Source organism: Allobosea sp. 2KB_26, assembly GCF_052115715.1.
Lineage (GTDB): Bacteria > Pseudomonadota > Alphaproteobacteria > Rhizobiales > Beijerinckiaceae > Allobosea.
Genome location: NZ_JBFRHE010000001.1, coordinates 1402774 through 1421543 on the forward strand (window position 1 = coordinate 1402774; position 18770 = coordinate 1421543).

Annotated in this window: 15 protein-coding genes; 2 read left to right on the top strand and 13 right to left on the bottom strand. The window is 64.6% G+C overall.

What is annotated here, in order from left to right; genetic code table 11:
- Nucleotides 1-90: 90 nt before the first annotated feature.
- Nucleotides 91-1002 carry a LysR family transcriptional regulator gene (locus tag AB4099_RS06790; RefSeq protein ID WP_162768198.1) on the bottom strand — a complete coding sequence of 304 codons (912 nt, stop codon included), beginning with the start codon at nt 1000-1002 and terminating at the stop codon, nt 91-93.
- A 490-nt stretch (nt 1003-1492) separates the two neighbouring features.
- On the opposite strand from AB4099_RS06790, the gene AB4099_RS06795 reads away from it, so the two are divergent.
- Nucleotides 1493-2656, top strand: coding sequence for an MFS transporter (locus tag AB4099_RS06795; protein WP_441477685.1), 1164 nt, complete (start codon nt 1493-1495; stop codon nt 2654-2656).
- A gap of 199 nt (nt 2657-2855) precedes the next feature.
- Here AB4099_RS06795 and AB4099_RS06800 read toward each other — a convergent pair whose 3' ends face one another.
- Nucleotides 2856-4172, bottom strand: coding sequence for an aspartate aminotransferase family protein (locus AB4099_RS06800; protein ID WP_441477466.1), 1317 nt, complete (start codon nt 4170-4172; stop codon nt 2856-2858).
- Nucleotides 4173-4307: 135 nt separating this feature from the next.
- Between AB4099_RS06800 and AB4099_RS06805 the strand changes: the two genes are divergently transcribed.
- On the top strand, nt 4308-5099 hold the full coding sequence (locus AB4099_RS06805; protein WP_113516173.1) for an IclR family transcriptional regulator: 792 nt from the start codon (nt 4308-4310) through the stop codon (nt 5097-5099).
- 65 nt (nt 5100-5164) lie between these two features.
- On the opposite strand, the gene AB4099_RS06810 is transcribed toward AB4099_RS06805, so the two are convergent.
- The 11 genes from AB4099_RS06810 to AB4099_RS06860 form a co-directional block, all read right to left on the bottom strand.
- Nucleotides 5165-6112, bottom strand: coding sequence for an ABC transporter permease (locus AB4099_RS06810; RefSeq protein ID WP_113516172.1), 948 nt, complete (start codon nt 6110-6112; stop codon nt 5165-5167).
- Nucleotides 6109-6978: an ABC transporter permease gene (locus AB4099_RS06815; protein WP_113516235.1), complete on the bottom strand. Its 870-nt coding sequence runs from the start codon at nt 6976-6978 to the stop codon at nt 6109-6111. The genes AB4099_RS06810 and AB4099_RS06815 overlap by 4 nt, the downstream gene beginning before the upstream one ends.
- Nucleotides 6979-7057: 79 nt before the next feature.
- On the bottom strand, nt 7058-8599 hold the full coding sequence (locus tag AB4099_RS06820; protein WP_113516171.1) for an ABC transporter substrate-binding protein: 1542 nt from the start codon (nt 8597-8599) through the stop codon (nt 7058-7060).
- A gap of 33 nt (nt 8600-8632) precedes the next feature.
- Entirely contained in the window at nt 8633-10141 is a 1509-nt protein-coding gene (locus AB4099_RS06825) for a M81 family metallopeptidase (RefSeq protein ID WP_113516170.1), read from the bottom strand.
- Nucleotides 10142-10384: 243 nt separating this feature from the next.
- Nucleotides 10385-11365 carry an ABC transporter ATP-binding protein gene (locus AB4099_RS06830; RefSeq protein ID WP_113516169.1) on the bottom strand — a complete coding sequence of 327 codons (981 nt, stop codon included), beginning with the start codon at nt 11363-11365 and terminating at the stop codon, nt 10385-10387.
- Nucleotides 11362-12180, bottom strand: a complete 819-nt coding sequence (locus tag AB4099_RS06835) for an ABC transporter ATP-binding protein (RefSeq protein ID WP_113516168.1) — start codon at nt 12178-12180, stop codon at nt 11362-11364. Before AB4099_RS06835 ends, AB4099_RS06830 begins: the two co-directional genes overlap by 4 nt.
- Nucleotides 12180-13043 (bottom strand): ABC transporter permease, encoded by an 864-nt coding sequence (locus tag AB4099_RS06840; protein WP_441477467.1) that lies wholly within the window; start codon nt 13041-13043, stop codon nt 12180-12182. The genes AB4099_RS06835 and AB4099_RS06840 overlap by 1 nt, the downstream gene beginning before the upstream one ends.
- A gap of 8 nt (nt 13044-13051) precedes the next feature.
- Nucleotides 13052-13993, bottom strand: a complete 942-nt coding sequence (locus AB4099_RS06845; protein WP_113516167.1) for an ABC transporter permease — start codon at nt 13991-13993, stop codon at nt 13052-13054.
- A gap of 37 nt (nt 13994-14030) precedes the next feature.
- Complete coding sequence (locus AB4099_RS06850) at nt 14031-15629, bottom strand: ABC transporter substrate-binding protein (protein ID WP_441477468.1); 1599 nt, start codon at nt 15627-15629, stop codon at nt 14031-14033.
- Nucleotides 15630-15852: 223 nt separating this feature from the next.
- On the bottom strand, nt 15853-17163 hold the full coding sequence (locus tag AB4099_RS06855) for a type III PLP-dependent enzyme domain-containing protein (RefSeq protein WP_113516165.1): 1311 nt from the start codon (nt 17161-17163) through the stop codon (nt 15853-15855).
- Nucleotides 17154-18617, bottom strand: a complete 1464-nt coding sequence (locus AB4099_RS06860) for a M81 family metallopeptidase (RefSeq protein ID WP_441477686.1) — start codon at nt 18615-18617, stop codon at nt 17154-17156. Before AB4099_RS06860 ends, AB4099_RS06855 begins: the two co-directional genes overlap by 10 nt.
- Nucleotides 18618-18770: the final 153 nt, after the last annotated feature.

Here is an 18770-nt window from a genome sequence, read left to right on the forward strand (position 1 = left end):
TCCCTTGCTTGTGCGTTTCCTTGTCCCGCACGGACCCTGACCCCAAGCTATTCTGCCATCAAATGAGAAGAATGCAGCGATTGATTACTTTCATGCATCTTTATCCGAGACACTGTTTCTCAGCGCCTCGCTCACCAGCGCCAGGAGGTCGCGCGCCGCCGGCCGCAGCAGCATATTCTTGCGGGTGACGATGCCGAGGGTGCGGCTGATGCTCGGCGAGCGCAGTGGGATCGCGACCAATTCGCCGGCATCGACAGAGTCGAGCGCGAGCTGCGGCACGATCGCGTACCCGATCGCGGAGCGGACCAGGCTCACTGCCGTGATGACGCGCTGGACCTCATAGCGCCACGTCAAGGTCTCGCGCCGCGCGCCCAGCGCATCGTCGATCAGGACACGGTTCCCGGTCTCAGCGCTGATGCGCACAAGCGGCAGCCCCTGCAACTGCGCCCAGGTCAGCGACTCCGATCGAGCGAGCGGCATGCTGCGATGACTGACGAGCACGAACGGCTCCTTGACCACGGGCTTGAGCTCGAGGTCCCAGCGATTGGCGGCGACGATGGTCACGCCGAACGCGGCCTGGCCCGACTGGACCTTGTCGGCGATCTCCGAAGCCGAGTTATCATGCACCCGGACGCGCACCGCAGGATATCGCCTGGCGAACTCGGCGATCACCGACGGCATGCAGTGGACCGCAATGGTTGGCAGACAGCCGACCGCGACCTCCTCCTCGGCATCCGCGGCATCGACCCGCGCTTCATCGATGGCCGCGCCAAGCTCTTCAAAGATCTTGCGGGCGCGAGGCAGGAGCGCCGACCCTGCCGGGGTCAACGAGACCTGGCGCGTGGTGCGCAAGAGCAGCGTCGTTCCGAGCGATTCCTCAAGCTTCCGGATGCGATGGCTCAGCGCGGTCTGAGAGAGATTGAGATGCGAGGCTGCGGCATGAAAACTGCCCCGCTCGGCGATACTGACGAAGGCCTGCAGGCCCAGAACGTCGACCCTCACCCGCAAGATCCTCCAGCTTGGCCCAATCGGCGCCAGTACGACCTCAAGAACTTATCAACCATGCGCAGTGAACCGGCATCAGACTCTTCGCCCAACCCACAGAGGCTAGCTCGGCAGAATCGATAGATCGGCGCGACGGCAGCATCACGGGAGCGGTCACTGCTGACAACAGCCTCGTTGAATGCCTCGACCTTAGCCGGTTCAGCAATGTCGGCCACCCCGCGGGAAGTGAGGCAGCCTGCTGGCATGTTCCGGCAGCCTGAAGAGCAATCACCAGGAGCTGGAGCCGGCAATCCGCATGCTTCTGCTGCAGCCCCCATAGCCCGGAAATGGCCTCGACCGGTCGCCGACATTGCCGGAAGACCAGTGCAGCGTCGCAATCCCTGCATGCTCGTGCTGGAGCTGGAAGGAGAATGACAAGCGGCGATGGGACGGGAGGTCTGCCTTGAAGCTGCCGGTCTGGGCGAGCGCCCTCAGCGCGACCCTCCTTGTGCAAGTCATCAGCTCGTTTGCCGCCGCCGCGATCCCTCTCCTTGGGCCGATTCTGACGCAACGATGGGGCATGACGCCAGAAAGCATCGGCTACGTGTCAGCAGTGGTTTCGGTCGGCATCTGCTGGTTCCTGGCTTGCGGCGGCCCGATGCTCGATCACCACGGCCCGATCCGAGCCTTGCAGCTCGGCCTGATCTTCGTCGCGGTCGGTCTCCTGCTCCTGTCGCAGTCGTTCGGACTGCTTGGCCTCGTCGGCGCCCTCCTGGTGGGCCTTGGCCTGGCGCCCAATACGCCAGCTGGCAGCCAATTGCTGATGCGTACGGCGCCGCCCAGGCACCGCACGCTTGTGTTTTCGATCAAACAGGCGGGCGTCCCGCTGGGTGGTACCATCGCCGGTCTCGTCGTCGCGCCCCTGGTCCTGGGGCTCGGCTTCGTCGGCGCGGTCTGGACCATCGTCGCGATCATCTTTTTCTGCATCGTGCTGGTTCAGCCCTTTCAACGGAGCCTCGATGCGGAGAAGGGTCCTCAGAACCGGGCCTGGGCCCGGCTGTTCCTCTCGCCGTCTTCGCTCAGCCGATCGGCCCGGGTTCTGAATTCGCACCCGTCCTTGCCGATGCTCACCGCGCTGGGTGTGTCGTTCTCCATAACGCAGGCCAGCATCACGGCCTTCACCGCAACCTACATGGTCACGCAGCACGGAAAGACCCTGGCGCAGGCGGGGCACTACATCGCCGTCTTGCTTGCAGCAAGCACAGTCGCGCGCATCTTCTTTGGATGGCTGGCGGATCGGATGGGCGCCGGGCTTCTGCTTCTCTCGCTTCTGGCCTTCGGCGCAGGCTCCGCGATCATGCTGCTTGTCGCTTCGACAAACGCCAGTCCCTGGATGGTCTATGGCTGCATGGCGCTGGTCGGTGCCACCTCGATGGGATGGAACGGTGTCCACATGGCCGAACTCGCGCGGGTCGCGCCGCCCACTCTGATCGGCGACGTGACGTCCGGCGCAAGCCTGTTCGGCTTCGTCGGATCGATCTGCGGGCCATTGGTGTTTGCCATCGTCGCCAGCCGCACCGGGAGCTTTGACTGGCCTTTCCTGCTGGTCGCTGGCCAGCTCGCCGCATTCGGATTGTTCGCTCTTGGACGTCAGATCAAACGTCCCGCGTGAGGAGGCGCATGCGCCCTTGCGCGCCCCAACTGCCGGCCGACACCATCGGCAGGCCCTTGGGCCTCGATGCTACCCGTCGCTCAAAACTAGGGGTAACGGCCCCCCGCAAGAGTCGGCGGCCGGTGCGAACCGGGCCGCCAGTCCTGAGAGCTCCAAATACAGCACTGCCGAAGCCGACCTGACTATCGGACGCGGGACCCTATCGGGTATCGCGTGCGGCACCGCGCACTGCTTCCAGTGTAACCTCGACGATGCCAGCATCGTGCTCGGACGAGACGAACCAGGCGCCACGCTCAAGCACGCGAACGCCGCGTTTCAGCAGCGCGAGCGCGAAACGGCTATAGGCCGCCTTGTCGGAGGCCGCGACTTCACGATAGTCGCGCGCCGGCGCATCGAGCCCGAAGGCAATGTGGAACATCAGCGGGAAACCCACGACCTGAGCCTTGATGCCCTCCTCTGCCAGGATATCGCGGATACCATCTTGAAGACGCTGGCCGTGAGCCGAGCTGCGCTCGTAATGCTCCGGAGTCAGGGCCTGCTGCGTCGCGACCATTGCCGCCATGGCGATCGGCTGCGCATTAAAAGTGCCACCATGCAGCACGCCATCCGCAAACAAGTCGATCAGGTCGCCCCGCCCGGCGACCGCCGCCACCGGAAATCCGTTGGCAATCGCCTTCGCCAGGATCGTCAGGTCTGGCGTGACGCCAAAGCGCTCCTGAGCACCGCCGCGACCAAGACGGAATCCGGTGATCACCTCATCGAAGATCAGCAGGGCGCCATGGGCGCGGCAGGCCGCGAGTGCGCCTTCCAGATAGCCCGGCAGCGGTGCGATGGCGCCCTGGTTGCACATGGCCGGTTCCATCATCACCGCCGCGACGTCGCCACGGGCAAGGCGTGCCTCGAGCGCAGCGAGGTCGTTCCAGCCGAGGATCGAAAGACCGTCGCCTGCGCTGGGGTCCTGTCCTCGGCTCCCCGCGACGGGTGTCGGCGCATCGCTAGGACCAGCCGCATTGAGGCCGGGCGCCGTCGACCACAGGATGTTGTCGAACCAACCGTGATAATGCCCCTCGAACTTGACGATGGTGCTCCGGCCCGTCGCCGCGCGAGCCAGGCGGATCGCGGCCTGCGCCACCTCGGAGCCCGATGAACCGAAGCGAAGCCGCTCGGCACTGGGAATGCGCTCGCAGATCAGCTTCGCCGCTTCGTGCTCGATCGGCGCCTGGCCGGCAAACAGGATGCCTCGCTCCGCTTGGCGCTGCACTGCCTCGATGACCCGGGCCGGGGTGTGGCCGAGCACCGTTGCCCCCATTCCGCAGTAATAATCGATGATGCGGTTGCCATCGACATCGATGAGATAGGCGCCCTCGCCCCGCTCGAAGACGAGCGGGCCCGGCGCCATGCCCAGCCTGAAATTGCTGTTCACGCCGCCAGCGATGTAGCGCGCATTCGCAGCGATCTGCCGCGCCGATTCCTCAAAACGCAGTGTTGCTGCTGGTCCGCTTCCGTTCGCTCGCACGTGCCTGTTCTCCACTGCCGATCTGTTGAGCAGACCAGAGCGCCTGAACCGTGTAAAGGAACGCGGGTTTCACCTTGCGGAATTTCCAGGAACCGGCTATCCGAAGCCTCACGACAGCCAGTATGCGGGGCGACCATGCCGAAGAGATCGGGCAACCCTTACGTCGTGCAGCCCGTGATGAAGGCACTCAAGGTGCTGGAATTCGTCGCGCGCCACGGTCACGAGATCGCGCTCACGACCGTCGGACGAGAGCTGCGGATTCCGAAGACGACGACCTTCCGCTATCTGCAAACGCTGACTGAGGCCGGCTTCGTCAGCCACAACCGCGAGACCGACAAATACAATCTCGGGCCACTGCTGCGCTCGATCGCGCGTGCCGATGCGAGCTTCAGCAAGATCCGCCAGCTCGCGCGCCCGGCGATGGTCGAGCTGATGAACGAGTTCAACGAAACGGTGAATCTCGCGGTGAAAGGGAACGGCACGATCGTCTATATCGACCTCATCGAGGCCAACCGCTCGCTGCGCATGCAGGCGCGGATCGGCGACAGCCATCCGATGCATTCGACCGCGCTGGGCAAGGCGATCCTCGCCTTTCTTCCCGAAGCAGAAAAGCTGCGCCAGCTCGACCAGCCCCTGACCGAACGAACCGGGCGCACGCTGCTTGAGCGCGAAGAGATCGAGCGCCAGCTTCGGCAGGTTGCGAAGCTCGGCTACGCGACGGAAATCGGCGAGAACGAAGACGGAGCCATGTGCGTCGGCGTGCCGATCTTCGACGACAATCACTATCCCGTCGCGGCACTCAGTATCTCGGCACCGTTGATGCGAATGCCGCGGCCCCTCGCGGCGAAAGCGGGAATGCGACTGCGCGAGGTCGCCGCGCATATCTCCAGCCATCTCGGCTCGCAGGCCGCCATCGCGTCGACCTGACAGGCATTGCCGGCGTCCGCCCTGCAGACCCAGGGCGGGGTGGGATCTCGCCATCCGCACCATCGTCAATGATATTCTATGCGCGGATCGATCCACGCATAGAGCAGGTCGATGATCAGGTTGACCAGCATATAGCCGACCAGGATCACCATGATGCAGCCCTGGATCAGCGGGTAGTCGCGGGTGCTGATCGCCTGGATGACCAGGCGTCCGAGCCCGGGATAGGTGAAGACCGCTTCCGTCACCACCGCACCGCCGATGAAGTTCGCCATCATCAGGCCGACGATTGTAACGAAGGGGAGCAGCGCGTTGCGCATGATGTGCAGGCCGACGACGCGGCTTTCGGGCAGCCCCTTGGCTCGCGCCGTACGGACATAATCCTGCTTCGCTTCGCCGATCAGCGACGCGCGCAGAAACCGCGCGAAGATCCCGGAGACATAGATACCCAGCGTCAGCGCCGGCAGGATGAGACTGCGCAGCGCATCCACCGGCGATTCCCAGAACGGCACGTAGCGCGAGGCGGAAGGCAGCCAGCGCAGTTCGACGGCGAAGAGCAGGATCAGCAGGATGCCGAGCCAGAACGTCGGCACGCCCAGCGCCAGCGCGCTCCACCCACTGAGCAAGCGGTCGAGCCAGGAATTGGGCCGCACGGCGCTTCCAACCGCGACGGGGATGCCGACAAGCAACGCCACAAGGATCGCGGCGACCGCCAATTGCAGCGTTGCCGGCAGGCGCTCCCCGATCAACGCCAGAACCGGCTGGCGGCTATGCAGCGACAGGCCGAAATCGCCGCGCACCGCCTGGCCGAGCCAGTCGAAATACTGGATCAGCATCGGCCGATCGAGGCCATAGCGCGCAATGGTGGCTGCTATCTCCTCCGGCGAGGCATTCTCGCCAACGAGCACCGCCACGGGGCCCCCCGGTACAGCGTAGATCATCGCGAATATCGCGAATGATGCGAGGAACAGCACCGGCAGCATATGCAACAGGCGGCGCAGCAGATAGCTCGTCATCGGCCCCTGCGCTCCGGCACGCCGGTATCATGCCTGTCGAGCAGGGCCGTCAGCGCACGGCCGATCGTGTCGAAGGAGAGGATCGTCAGCGTCAGCACGAGACCGGGCAGCACCGCGTAGGTTGGCGCCTCGTGCAGATAGGACTTCCCTGTTCGCAGCATTTCGCCCCAGCTCGGCGTCGGCGGTGGCACTCCGACTCCGAGAAAAGCGAGCGCCGCCTCCAGCAGGATCGCTATCGAGGCGAGCACGATCGCCTGCACGACCAGCGGACTCAGCGCGTTGGGCAGGATGGTGCGGAACATGATGTAGGACGAGCCGCCGCCGAAGCTGCGCACGGCCGTGACGAAATCGAGCTGGCGCAGAGCCATGACCTGCGCACGCGCGATCCGCGCGAAATTCGGTATTCCAGCAATGCCGACGGCAACCAGGGCGGCCGCCTGACTGCGGCCGAGCACCGCAATGAGCGCCATGGCGAACAGGATGTTCGGTAGCGCCAGCAGCACATCGATGCAGCGCATCAGCACCGAGTCACGCCAATCGCCGAAAAAGCCGGCGACGAGCCCGATCGGCACGCCGATCAACGCAGCGATAACGACAGCGCCGAAGGCGGTGACGAGTGACGTCCGTGCGCCATAGACCACCCGCGCCAGGATATCGCGTCCAAGCTCGTCGGTACCAAACCAGGCGGAAGACGATGGCGGCATCAGCGAGTCCGCCAGGTTCTGCGTCAACGGATCCAGCGGGAGCACATCGGCAAACACGGCCGCCAGTGCCACTAGCAGCAGGAAGGCGAAACTCAATGACGTGCTGCGACGGGCCGAGAGCCGGCGCAGCACCTGCAAGGTCGATCCCAGCATCGCGCTCATCGCATCGCGCCGCGCAGCCATGGGCTGCGTGACGCCGCGATTGCAGCCGGGCGAAGGCGTCCCGCCTCGCCACCCCCCATTACTTGAACCCGATCGTCCGCGCGACGAAGAGGTTGTCGATCTCGAGCGTCACCCCGGCGACCTTGTCGGAGGCAACGATCAGGCCGACCTCGTAAGAATTGGTCGGTATCGCGAAGGCTTCTTCCACCAGCACCTTGTTCAGATTGTCATAGGATGCCTTGACCTCAGCTGCTCCGCCCGACGCACCATCAACCTTGGCAATCGCCGCGACATAGGTCGGATGCGGGTGCGGGTCCTTGAGAATCGGATTCTGGGAGGTCCGGTAGATCGAGTTCGTCGTTACCCGCGACGGGAATTTCTGGACATTGCCGACCGCGCCGAAGACCGCAGCGAAATCGCCGCCCAGCAGGGCGCTGACGAATTCGGCCCCCTGGCGGATGTCGAGTTCGATCGGAATCCCGACCTTGCCGAGAGAGGCCTGCACGATCTGGCTGATCTGAACGGAGGCCTCGTCGCTGCCGTTGACCAGCATCTTCCAGTCCTTCATCTCGGCTGCCGAGAGGCCGGATGCGGCAAGCAAGGCCTTCGCCTTGTCGAGATCGTAGGCATAGGCCTTGGTGTAGCTGGCGTCGAAGGCAGGACTTGCCGGTGCCCAGGGCTGCGCCACAACCTCGCCCATGCCGGCATAGCCGACGCGCAGGATGCCCGCTCGATCCATCAGGTGGTTGAAGGCCTGGCGGTAGGATTTGTTGCGGAAGGGGCCGCGTGTCGAGTTGATACGGAAAACCTGAACGAGCTTGCCCGGGCCGGAAAAGACCTGGTAGCCCGCGCTTTTGAGGCGCGCGGCGCTGCGCGAGGAGCCGTTATAGATGATGTCGACGGCGCCGGACTCCAGCGCCGCGCTCGCCGCCGCATCCTCGCTGAAGACAGTGAAGACGAGATCCTGCACGATCGGCTGCTTCTCGCGCCAGTAGTTCGGATTGGCCTTGAGGCGCAAGCCCTGCCCGACTGCGCGGCTTACCAGGGTGAACGGTCCGGTACCGGCCGGAACCGTCTCGACCGTATCGATGCCCTTGGCCTCGATCGGGATCAGGAACTGCAGCAGATCGAGGATCTGCCGTTCCGGAACCGGGGCCTTGAAATTGATCACCACGGTCCGGTCATCGGGCGCCGACCAGTCCTTCACGATCGACATGGTCGAGAAGACGTTCTTGCCGCGCTTGGGGTCGGCTCCCTTCTGCAGCGTCGCCAGCACGGAATCGGCCTTGAACGGCGTGCCGCTATGAAAAGCCACGCCATCGCGCAGTTTCACGCTGACCGAGGTCTTGTCAGGCGCGATCGTCCACTCGGTCGCCAGGCTCGGCTCCGGCTTTCCCTCGGGCGTATACTCGATCAGGCTGTCATAAAGGTTCTTGATGACATGGAAATTGACAGTCGAGAGCTGCTGCGGATCGTAGTTGGCGAGCTCGCTCAGCACTGCGACACGCAAGGTGCCACCCTTCAGTTGCTGCGCGGCGGCCGGGAGTGACATCGCCAGGGGAGCTGCTGCAGCCAGGGCGATGCCCCCTATGCAGAATTGACGTCGCGATACGGTGGTCATCCGGCACACTCCCCTTTTTGGTTGGTCTTGGTGTCAGCTCGTCCCCGCTCCTGGCTGGGTCGAATGCGCCCGCCAGTCGCTTATTGTTTCAAGTGGATAGACGGGGCGCGGAATCCGCGCCCAAGGCAAGGTGAAGACGTCCGACTGCCCGGGCCCGCGCGTATCGGCACGAATGACCTGCGAGGAGATCGGCGCGAAATACTGGAAATTCGACGCCGTCTTGAGAACGGCCATCTTGTAGTCCGCGAGGTCGACGCCGAAGGCTTCGTAGACGCCCGGCACATTGCCCGCGACACCGCGCAATTCGCTGATCAGGAGCGTCACGGGCCCGACGTCGAAAACGACGACACGGCCCATGTCGACCTCATTCTGGTGGTTGTAGATCAGCGGCACAGGCCCGCCTCCGATCCGCCGGACCGTTCCGGTGACCTCGAGCGGCGTAAAGAAGGCCGGCGCCGCATCGCCCCCCAGTGGCAGGGTCACCCGTGCGCCCTCCCCGGCCGCGACCAGCGTCGCGACGGCCTGCGGCGAGATCAGCGGGATCAGGGCGCGGCCGCCGATGCCGAGCCTGAGGATCGCTTCCAGGATCAGGTTGCTGTCGCCGGCAGAGCCGCCGAAGACAGTATCGCCGGTGTCGCTGAGCACGACCATGCCGCGCTCCGCAGCATCGGCCTTGCGCACGGCCTCGTCGACCGAGACCGCCTCGCGGACCTGGAAATCATCGCGCATCGACCAGGCCAGGTCGGCGAGCTCGTCGGCCAGCGTCTCGGCCAGTATCTCGTCGCCATCCGTGACGATGATCGTCGACCATCCGCCCTCGGCGACATCGAGCCAGGGCTGCATCGGATAGTTCGACGCCTGCAGCACGCGTTCGTCGGCCTCGAGCTCGCGAGCCCGATCGAACCAGCGCTTCATCGGTCCCTTCGAAGTCAGGAACTGCTCTTGATGCGAAAGCAGCGGAATCTTGCGCCAGGCCATCACCGGCCGTCGCTTCTCGCTCAGGATCTTGAGCAACAGCGCCGTCCCGATCTTGCCGGTATCGAAGACGTCGTGCGGCTGGGTCCGGTGCCCGACGATCGCCGTGCAATTGGCCACGATCTTGTGGGTGATGTTGGCGTGGTGATCGAGGCCAAGCAGGATCGGGACATCGGGTCCGAGGATCGAACGGCAGAGCTCGGCCTGCTCGCCCTCGACATCGTCGATTCCCTCGGCCGCGGCGGCACCGTGGAGCTGCAGGACGAGCCCGTCGATCGGACCGACGTCCGCAAGCCCGGCCCGAATCTTGTCCTGAAAGAAATCGAACGCTGCGCGTGTGATCCGGCCGCCGGCGACGCTCCAAGCCCTTATGATCGGGATCGTCTCGACCGGAAGACCGGATTCAGCGACCGCTGCATAGTGACCGCCGATCTGCCCGATCTCGCCGAACTGATGCGCGATCTCGGCCCCTTCGTACAGGCCGAACGCTTCGAAATCCGCGAGCGTGGTCGGGACAGGATTGAAGTCGTTCGTTTCCTGCACAATGTGAATCAAGGCCAGGCGCACAGATTCCCTCCCGGAAAACGACGGTTCGCCGGCCGCAGCGGCAGACGATGTCTATTGGTCGCACACCTCGTTATTGAGCGCTCACGCCAGTTGAACCTGCCGCAATCCGCGAAAACACGGGAAAAACGTACTGACCGCATTATTCCGGGTCAAGGATTCCCTGTTTCGCAAGAAGAAACCGCCCGATCTTCACGCGGTGGGTGAAACGGCCTCCTCGACCTCATCTCGCTCGCCAGGCCCTGCCTACCTGCTCGGCCAGTAGCGGCACGAAACGCCGTGGCCAGCCGCGACTTCGTGCCACTCCGCAGTGTTGCTGCTGGCATGATCAGTGCCATGGACGCAGCCCCCGCCATCGCCCTCGAGAAAATGCAGGTCCGGGGGCGCCCGCCGGAGCCGCTCGCGTTGGCGGACAGGATCGGGCACCGGCACCGCATCCAGCAATACGCGCGTATAGGGGTGGGCAGGACTGTCATAGACTTGAGCGGCGCTGCCCATTTCGACGATCCGGCCGCGGAACATGACCGCCACGCGATGGGCGACTTCGCGAACGATCGCGAGGTCATGCGCGATGAACAGATAGGACAGGCCGAGCCTTTCCTGCAGCGACTGCAACAGGGTCACGATCTGCGCCTGGGTGCGGACGTCGAGCGCCGAGACCGGCTCGTCGCACACGATGAAATCCGGATTGACCGCGAGTGCCCGGGCGATGACGACACGCTGGCGCTGCCCACCGGAGAATTCGTGCGGATAGCGTTGCATCATTCCCGGGTCGAGGCTGACGAGGTCCAGAAGCTCCGCAACGCGCTCCTGCAGCCGGGCAGGAGGCACCGAACGATGCACCAGAAGCGGCTCGCGCAGGATCTGTCCGATCGTCATCCGCGGGTGCAAGCTCGAATAGGGGTTCTGCAGCACGAATTGCATATGGCGCCGCATCTGCCGCAATCGCGTGGCCGACATCGTGGTCAGCTCCTCGCCGAGCAGTCTCACCGAACCGGAATGCGCCTTCTGCAGCTGCAGGATGGCCCGGCCTGTCGTGCTCTTGCCCGAACCGGATTGGCCGACGAGCCCCAGCGTCTGGCCAGGGCCAATATCGAAGGACACGCGATCGACCGCCTTCAACGCCTTGCCCTCCCCCCGCGCCGGGAAGCGCACCGACAGATCGCGGACCTGAAGCAGCGGCCGCGGCAGCTCCTCGACGATTGCAGCGGGATCGAGAGCGGTCATCGCACCTGCCCGGCGCTCTGGAGACGCGGCACGGCATCGAGCAGGGCGCGCGTATAGGCATGCTGTGGTGAGGCGAAGACGCTCTCGATCGTTCCCGCCTCGACGATCTCACCGCGATACATCACATTGACCCGGTCGACCATGCCGGCGACGACGCCGAAATCATGGGTGATCAGCATCAGGGCCATGCCGCGCTCCTCCTTCAGCCGCAGCAGCAGGCGCAGGATCTGCGCCTGCACGGTCACATCGAGCGCTGTCGTCGGCTCATCGGCGATCAGCAGGTCCGGCTCGCAGGAGATGGCCATCGCGATCATGACACGCTGGCGCATCCCACCCGAGAACTGGTGCGGATAGTCGTCGAGGCGTCGCGCCGCATCGGGTATCCCGACCTGGGCGAGCAGGTCGATGCAACGTTCGCGCGCCGCCTTGCCGGACAGGCCGGTATGGTGGCGCAGCATGTCGGTCATTTGCGCGGCGATGCTCAGCACCGGATTGAGCGACGTCATCGGATCCTGGAAGACCATGGCGATGCGCCGCCCACGCAGGGCGCGCATCTCGATCTCGCTCTTGGCCAGGATATCCTGCCCCATGAAGTTGACCTCGCCGCCAAGCACGACAGACGTGCCTTCGGGGGTGAGCCGCATCAGCGCCTTGGCCGTGACGCTCTTGCCGCAGCCGGATTCGCCGACGAAACCAACCGCTTCATCGACGCCGATATCGAAGGAGATGCCGCGTACGGCCTGGATGACCTCCCGGCGCGTGGTGACGCTGGCGGTAAGGCTGCGCACGCTCAGGAGCGGGCCGGTGCCGATCATCACACGCTCCCGACATCGAGCACGTCGCGCAGGCCATTGGCCAGGACGATGAAGGTCAGGGTCGCGAACACGATGGCGGCGGCGGGTCCGATCACGGTCAGCGGCGCCAGTTCCATGAATTGGCGCGCCTCGGACAGCATGCCACCCCAGTTCGGATCCGGAGGCGGTGGACCGAGCCCGAGGAAGGAAAGGGCCGTGACCGTGAAGATCGTCTGAGACAGGGTCAGGCTGGTCGCAACAAGGATCGGGGAAACCACAAGCGGCAGGATATGGTGAAGAACCAGCCGGAATTCGCTCATGCCGATGCTGCGCGCCGCTTCGACATGGTCCCATTGCTTCACGCTGAGCACGGGCGCGCGCACCACCCTGGCCATTGCCGGCGTATACACGATGGCGATGGTGAGGATCAGATTGGGAACGGTCGGTCCCAGGGCCGCAACAACCGCGATCGCGAGAAGGAGCACCGGGAAGGCGAAGACAACGTCCAGAACGCGCATGATCACGTCATCGACCAGGCCGCCCAGATAGCCGGAGAGCAGCCCGAGAACGAGCCCCCCGACGAGTGCGATAAGGACGGCCGTGATCGTGATCAGCAGCGTCGTGCGGCCGCCGACGATCAGCCGGCTGAGGACATCGCGACCAATCGAATCCGTGCCGAGCCAGTGGCGCGCGCTGGCTCCGGCAAGCGAGTCGGGCGAGGTCGCGGAAGGATCGAACGGAGCGATGAAGGGCGCGAAGATCGTGACGATCAGCATCGCCGCCAGCATCGCCAGCCCGATCCCAAGCAGCAGGCCGCCTTGCGTGATCCGCGGTGCCTTGACCGCGCGCGACCCAAAAGCCTGCTTCTGAACTTCCTCCTGCAACCCGGCCCTCACAGCTGCACCCGCGCATCGACCCGCGCATAGGCGATGTCGATCATGGTATTGACCACGACCACGATGGCGGCAGCCGTCAGGACGATGGCCTGGATCACCGGATAGTCGCGGCTGTTGATGGAATCGAACAGGTATTGGCCCATTCCGGGAATGGCGAAGATGGTCTCGACCAGGATGCTGCCGCCGAGCAGCGCTGCGATCTTGAGGCCGGTTGCGGTGATGACCGGCGTCAAGGCGTTGCGGACGAGGTAGTCGCGCAGGATCCTGCCGGGAGGCAGCCCTTTTGCGCGGGCGACCATGACGAAGTCCTGGTTGGCCACCTCGAGGACGGCAGCGCGCGTGTTCTCCGAGATCGTGACCGAGACCGCCAGCGCCAGGGCAAGCGCCGGCAGCAGCAGGCTGCCGATATTGGCGAGCGGATCCTCGAGGAACGGCGTGTAGCCGAAGATCGAGATCTGCGGGAAATAGAGGCCGAAGAGCAGCACGATCAGCGTTGCGACCACATAGTTCGGCACAGCCAGCATCACGCCATTGTAGAGCCGGACGATCCAGTCGATCGCGCCCCGCATTCGGGCCGCGGCAAGCCCCGTCGCTACTCCCATCACCATCGAGATGATCGCGGCGAGCAGCGTCAGCTGGAAGGTCACCGCAAGCCGATCGAACAACTCCGCCCGAACCGGTTGGCGCGTCACGAAGGACGTGCCGAGATCACCGAGGAGGGCATGCCCGAGCCAGCCCCAATATTGCGCCAGCAGTGGCCGATCGAGCCCAAGGTCCTGGCGGATCGCCGCCAGAACCTCCGGCGCAACGCTTTGCGAACCCGCGGCGGCGATAGCGAAGTCGCCTGGCAGAGCCCGCATCATCGCAAAGGCGATGAAGGAGACTGCCAGCAGGATGGCGAGCATCCAGGCCAGGCGGCCCAGGACAAAGCGCGTCATTGGCCGGCGCCCAACGTGCCGAGAGGGAACACGGAAGCTATTTTTTCAGCCATGCGGTGCGCACGAAGGAGCGGATATTGGCCGCGATCGGGACGTAGTCCCTGACGTAGTTCCACCAGATCTCCCAGCGGAGCGGATACTGGTAGACCTGGATGATGTAGGCTTGGTCGGCGATATGGCGCTGGATCGCCATGTTCTTGGCCGCACGCAGGCCGAGGTCGAGTTCGGCGCGGGCTTCCAGGATCATCCTGTCGAGTTCGGCATCGTTCGATCCGGTACCCTTGCCGGTAGCGCTGTCCGACTTGATGTATTGAAGAGTGGCGTCCGAGTCCGGCGTCCAGGACAGGGCGACCGAAAGCAGTGTCGGCCACGTACCGGTGTTCCACATGGTCAACAGCGGCGCCGTCTCCATCGGCATCAGCTTGACCGTGATTCCCGCCACCTGCCATTGCTGCTGCAGGATCTGCGCGCAGGCGACGTCGAGCGGATTGGCGGCGACGATGATGTAATTGCCGAGATCGATGCCGTCGGGATAGCCGGCCTCGGCGAGCAGGGCCTTCGCCGCAGCCGGATCATGCTTGTAATAAGGCAGTTCCCCGGTGCCGTCATAACCGCCGACCTGGCTTTCCGGGATCATCGCGCCGATCTTGCCCGAACCACCCAGGATCGTGTCGAGGCAGGCCTTGCGGTCGGTCGCGAGGCTGAGCGCGCGCCGCACCCTGACATCGTTCAGGGGCTTGGCCTTCATGTTCAGCCAGACCGGAAAGGTCCGCGAGGTCTGCCCGGGAGCAGAGACCAGATTGGGAGAGGTCCGTGCGATCGCCGCCGCGACCTTCGGGTCCTTCAGCCAGGTCATGTCGATCGCGCGGGATCGCAGCGCCGAGGTCAGCGTGGCCTGGTCCTTGTAGAACTTGAACACCACCCTCGAGAGATGCGGCTGCCCCTTCTCGTAGTAGCCCGCATGCGCGGTCAGCGAGAATTGCAGGTTCGGCTGATAGGCCTCGAATGCGAAGGGGCCGGTCCCGACGGGCTGAGTGTTGAGATTCTCGACGCCGGCCGGGACGATCGCACCGTTGGGGCTGGTCGCCAGATTGCTCAGGAACGCCGCATCCGTCGCGTTCAACTGGAATTTGACGGTGTAGGGGTCGATGACGGTGACCGCCTCGATGCTGGAATAGAACGCCCGCAAGCGGCTGCCGGAAGCCGGGCTCAGGATGCGGTCGAAGGTGTGCTTCACATCATTGGCCGTGAAATCCTGGCCGTTATGGAATTTCACGCCCTGACGCAGCCGGAAGACATAGGTCTTGGGATCGGGCTGATCGTAGCTCAGCGCGAGGTCCGGCTCGATCTTCATCTGCGCGGTCCAGCGCAGCAGCCCCGTATAGATCAGGCTGGTGAAATCATAGGAGGAGAACGCCGTGAGCGTGACAGGGTCCAGCCCGATCGGGTCGGCATCGGCGCCGATGGTCAGCGTTCCACCCGAAACAGGCGCCTCGGCCGCAGCCTCGCCGGTCATGATCGCTGGCGAAAGCGCCATCGCACCGCTGGCGAGGACAAGCCGCAGGAGACTGCGGCGCGACAGCTCCTCCGCCATCTCCGGCTCGGGGGCGATCATCGGGAATGACGGAGGCTTCACGAACGATCCTTCCACACATGATCAGAGGGCATGATTTCGGCCTGAAGCCTGCAAGACGCTGATCTCCCATCAGCGCCCGCCGCATGAAGCGCGGCACCTGTCGGCGCCCGCTTCTGTCCATCCGCAGACCATCCCTCTCTCAAATCGAGGCTATGAGTCACCCGAATTCACGTCAAGGATTCCTGGTTTCACAACAAGAAACACAATGTCCACAAAGGGCCCATCAGAAGAACGTCCTCACGCCGCCGCGCACACCGTAATTGTCGTCGACGAGCATCAACAGGGCCCATTTGTCGAAGGTCGTGCAGGGATGCCCGATGCCGAAGCCGACCATGTCCCCAACTTGCAGCGGGCTGTCTTCCGGCGTGCCGAGATGACAATGCTGATCATTGAGCGCGAGAACCGTGTGCGCTGCCGGCATTGGCTCGGGCTTGCTCATGCCGTGACGGAACCAGTGCAGCGGGACCGGCATGCCCGCATCGTAGCTGATGTCGCGCTTTCCGACGGTAAGCAGGCTACGCCCGCGCTCGGGCCGGGACTGCACATAAGCCCAGACCTCCAGAGCCGGCTCGAGGCCGCCCGCCGGCAGGGTCAGGCTGGTTTCCATGACGATGCGCCGGAATGCATTGGCATAGGCTGTTGAATCATGTGTCAGGTAGCATCCCGAGCGCAGCACTTTCACGATCGGTCGCGCAAAGGACGCCGCGTTCAGTTTCTCCCCGACACGGTCGAACAGAGAGGTTCCGCCAGCGCTCAAAACCATCGGATCGGCACCGAGGAGCCCCTCGGATTCAGCCGCCAGCGCCACCCCGATCATGTCGTCGAGCAGACGGTCTGCACCGGCGGCGACACTATGCAACCCCTCGAAACACTCGAAGCCGGCGAGCTGCAGCCCGTCCGCCCCGCTGATGGCACGGGCAACTGCAATCGCCTCGTCTCGGCTGCGCGCGCCGGTCCGGCCGCCCATGAAACCGATCTCCACAAGGATACGCAGCGGATTGCCCGATGGCGGCGGAGCGCGTCTGGCCGCCTCCGCCAGCAATCCAACGCCTTCGACGCTGTCGGCGAGGCAGTACAACGCAAAGCCTTCATCCATCACGGCGTCGAGGCAGGCGGCGATCTCCAGGCGCCCAACGGGCTGGTTGGCAAGGACCACGCGCCTGACACCGAAATGGCGGCATACCTGAAGTTGCTGGATCGTCGCCACGGTGATGGCCCAGGCGCCGTCGGCGATCTGCAGATCGAAAAGCTGGGGCGCCATGGTGGTCTTGCCATGGGGCGCGATCACGAGGCCATTGCCCGCCGTGAATGCGCTCATCCAGTCGCTGTTTCGCCGCAACACGCTCTCGCGGATCACCGCGAGCGGAAGCGGCAGGTCGCCGGCCAGAATATTCCAGCCCTGCGTCCCGATATCGCCCAGGCGCAAGGCCGACATGCCGGGCGGCAGCCCCTTGCTCAGCCCATCGAGGCTTTGATTGTCGATATCGGTGAGTGACAAACGCGGCAGCGCGCGGCCGGGAGCAGTCAAAGCCATGGGTTCGGGTCCAGCGGCGAGAACGGGCGGCGGAGCTTGGTGTAGGGGATCTTGCTGGCATCCGGCGGATATGGGCCGCCGCTGTCGAGATAGAGAATGCTCGCCGCGATCGGCGCAAAGGCCGCATGAAAGTGGTTAGAGGATTTGACGACCACGACACGCTTTGCGGCCAGATCAATACCGAGATTGGTGAAGACCGGAGGGCTGAAGGTCTGCGCGCGGGTCGATGCGAGGACGATATCGAGAGTACCGATACGGATCGCCGCAGCCGCCCCGAGCGAAACCCAGCTCTGCGCGAAGGGCACCACCAGGTCGGGCGTCGTGCCTGTGACCAGCACCGTCGCATCGATCGGCCGGCCCGACGACGGCGCAGCCTTTCCCGCAAAGCGCAGGGAAATCTCGGCTCCGACCCCGGCCGCCCGGCACAGGCTCACGGCGACAGGGTCCCAGAGCGCTCCGATCGCGGCCGGCACCTCCGGCCGCCCGAGCAGCGCCTCGACCATCACCGAGGAATCGCCAGCGACGCCGCCGCCGGGATTGTCCCAGCGATCCGCGAGGATGACGGGGCGGCCATCCCGCGCCAGTGCCAGCGCCGCCTCGATGCCTTCGTCGGGCTTGTAATGCTTCGGCGCCGCACCGCTTGGGCCCCAGCGCAGGATTTCCAACCCGAGCGTCTTGGCAAGCGCCGCCGCCTTGTCCGCGTCACCATCCGCGATGACCAGCACTTTCGTGCCGACATCCGCCACATCCGCCGCCTGGAAGCCGTGAGCGACCGAAATGCTCAGGATGCCGTCCCGACCTTCCATCGCCTTGATACGGTCGACGAAACCGCGGCCGGGTTCGCGGCTTGTCATGAAGCTCGCAATTCCGCGGCAGTCAAAGACAGCGCTGACCGGTTTCACCTGCGCACGCGCTGCCCGCAGGCAGAGATCGAGCAGATCCTCGGCCCGATCGAGAAAGTCCGTATGTGGAAACTCCTTGAAGGCAACGATGATGTCGGCGGCATCGACCATCTCAGTGGTCAGATGGCAATGCATGTCGAGCTCGGCCCCGATGATGCAGTCGGGACCGGCAAGCGCTCGTGCGCGCGCCATCAGGTCGCCCTCGCAATCGTCGTAGTCGCGCGCGACCATTGCACCATGCAGCCCCAGCAGCACGATATCGACGGGAAGCGCGGCTCGAATCTGGCTAAGGATTTCATCCCGCAGGCTTTCGTAGCCTTCGCGCGAAACGAGCCCTGCAGGCTCCGCCCATGTCGCCGTACCCTCGATCAGGGTGTAGCCCTCGCTGGCGGCGCGGCGGCGGGCGGCGACCATCGGCGCCGAGCACAGCGTCGGCGTTTCCGGATGCGTGCCGGGCGGACAGTAGAAGGCCGCCTCAAAGGCGCTGCGATCGACGAAAAGCGGAGCGAATGTGTTGGTTTCTGTCGCCAGCGATGCAACGAAGACGCGCATGCAGATAGCCCCCGGCTCGGCGACACGAAGCAACCGCACCGTCCCGCTCTCCACGCCGATCTAACGGGAGGTCGCTTCCCCCTGTCAAAGCAAGCTGGTTTCTCCAGACGGAATAATGGCGCCTTGATCCGGAACGATCCGGCGTCCGAAATG

Coding starts and splice junctions, on each gene's coding strand:
- AB4099_RS06805 (WP_113516173.1), top strand. CDS start 4,308: ATGCCGAAGAGATCGGGCAACCCTTACGTCGTGCAGCCCGTGATGAAG.
- AB4099_RS06810 (WP_113516172.1), bottom strand. CDS start 6,112: ATGACGAGCTATCTGCTGCGCCGCCTGTTGCATATGCTGCCGGTGCTG.
- AB4099_RS06815 (WP_113516235.1), bottom strand. CDS start 6,978: ATGAGCGCGATGCTGGGATCGACCTTGCAGGTGCTGCGCCGGCTCTCG.
- AB4099_RS06820 (WP_113516171.1), bottom strand. CDS start 8,599: ATGACCACCGTATCGCGACGTCAATTCTGCATAGGGGGCATCGCCCTG.
- AB4099_RS06830 (WP_113516169.1), bottom strand. CDS start 11,365: ATGACCGCTCTCGATCCCGCTGCAATCGTCGAGGAGCTGCCGCGGCCG.
- AB4099_RS06835 (WP_113516168.1), bottom strand. CDS start 12,180: ATGATCGGCACCGGCCCGCTCCTGAGCGTGCGCAGCCTTACCGCCAGC.
- AB4099_RS06845 (WP_113516167.1), bottom strand. CDS start 13,993: ATGACGCGCTTTGTCCTGGGCCGCCTGGCCTGGATGCTCGCCATCCTG.
- AB4099_RS06855 (WP_113516165.1), bottom strand. CDS start 17,163: ATGGCTTTGACTGCTCCCGGCCGCGCGCTGCCGCGTTTGTCACTCACC.
- AB4099_RS06860 (WP_441477686.1), bottom strand. CDS start 18,617: ATGCGCGTCTTCGTTGCATCGCTGGCGACAGAAACCAACACATTCGCT.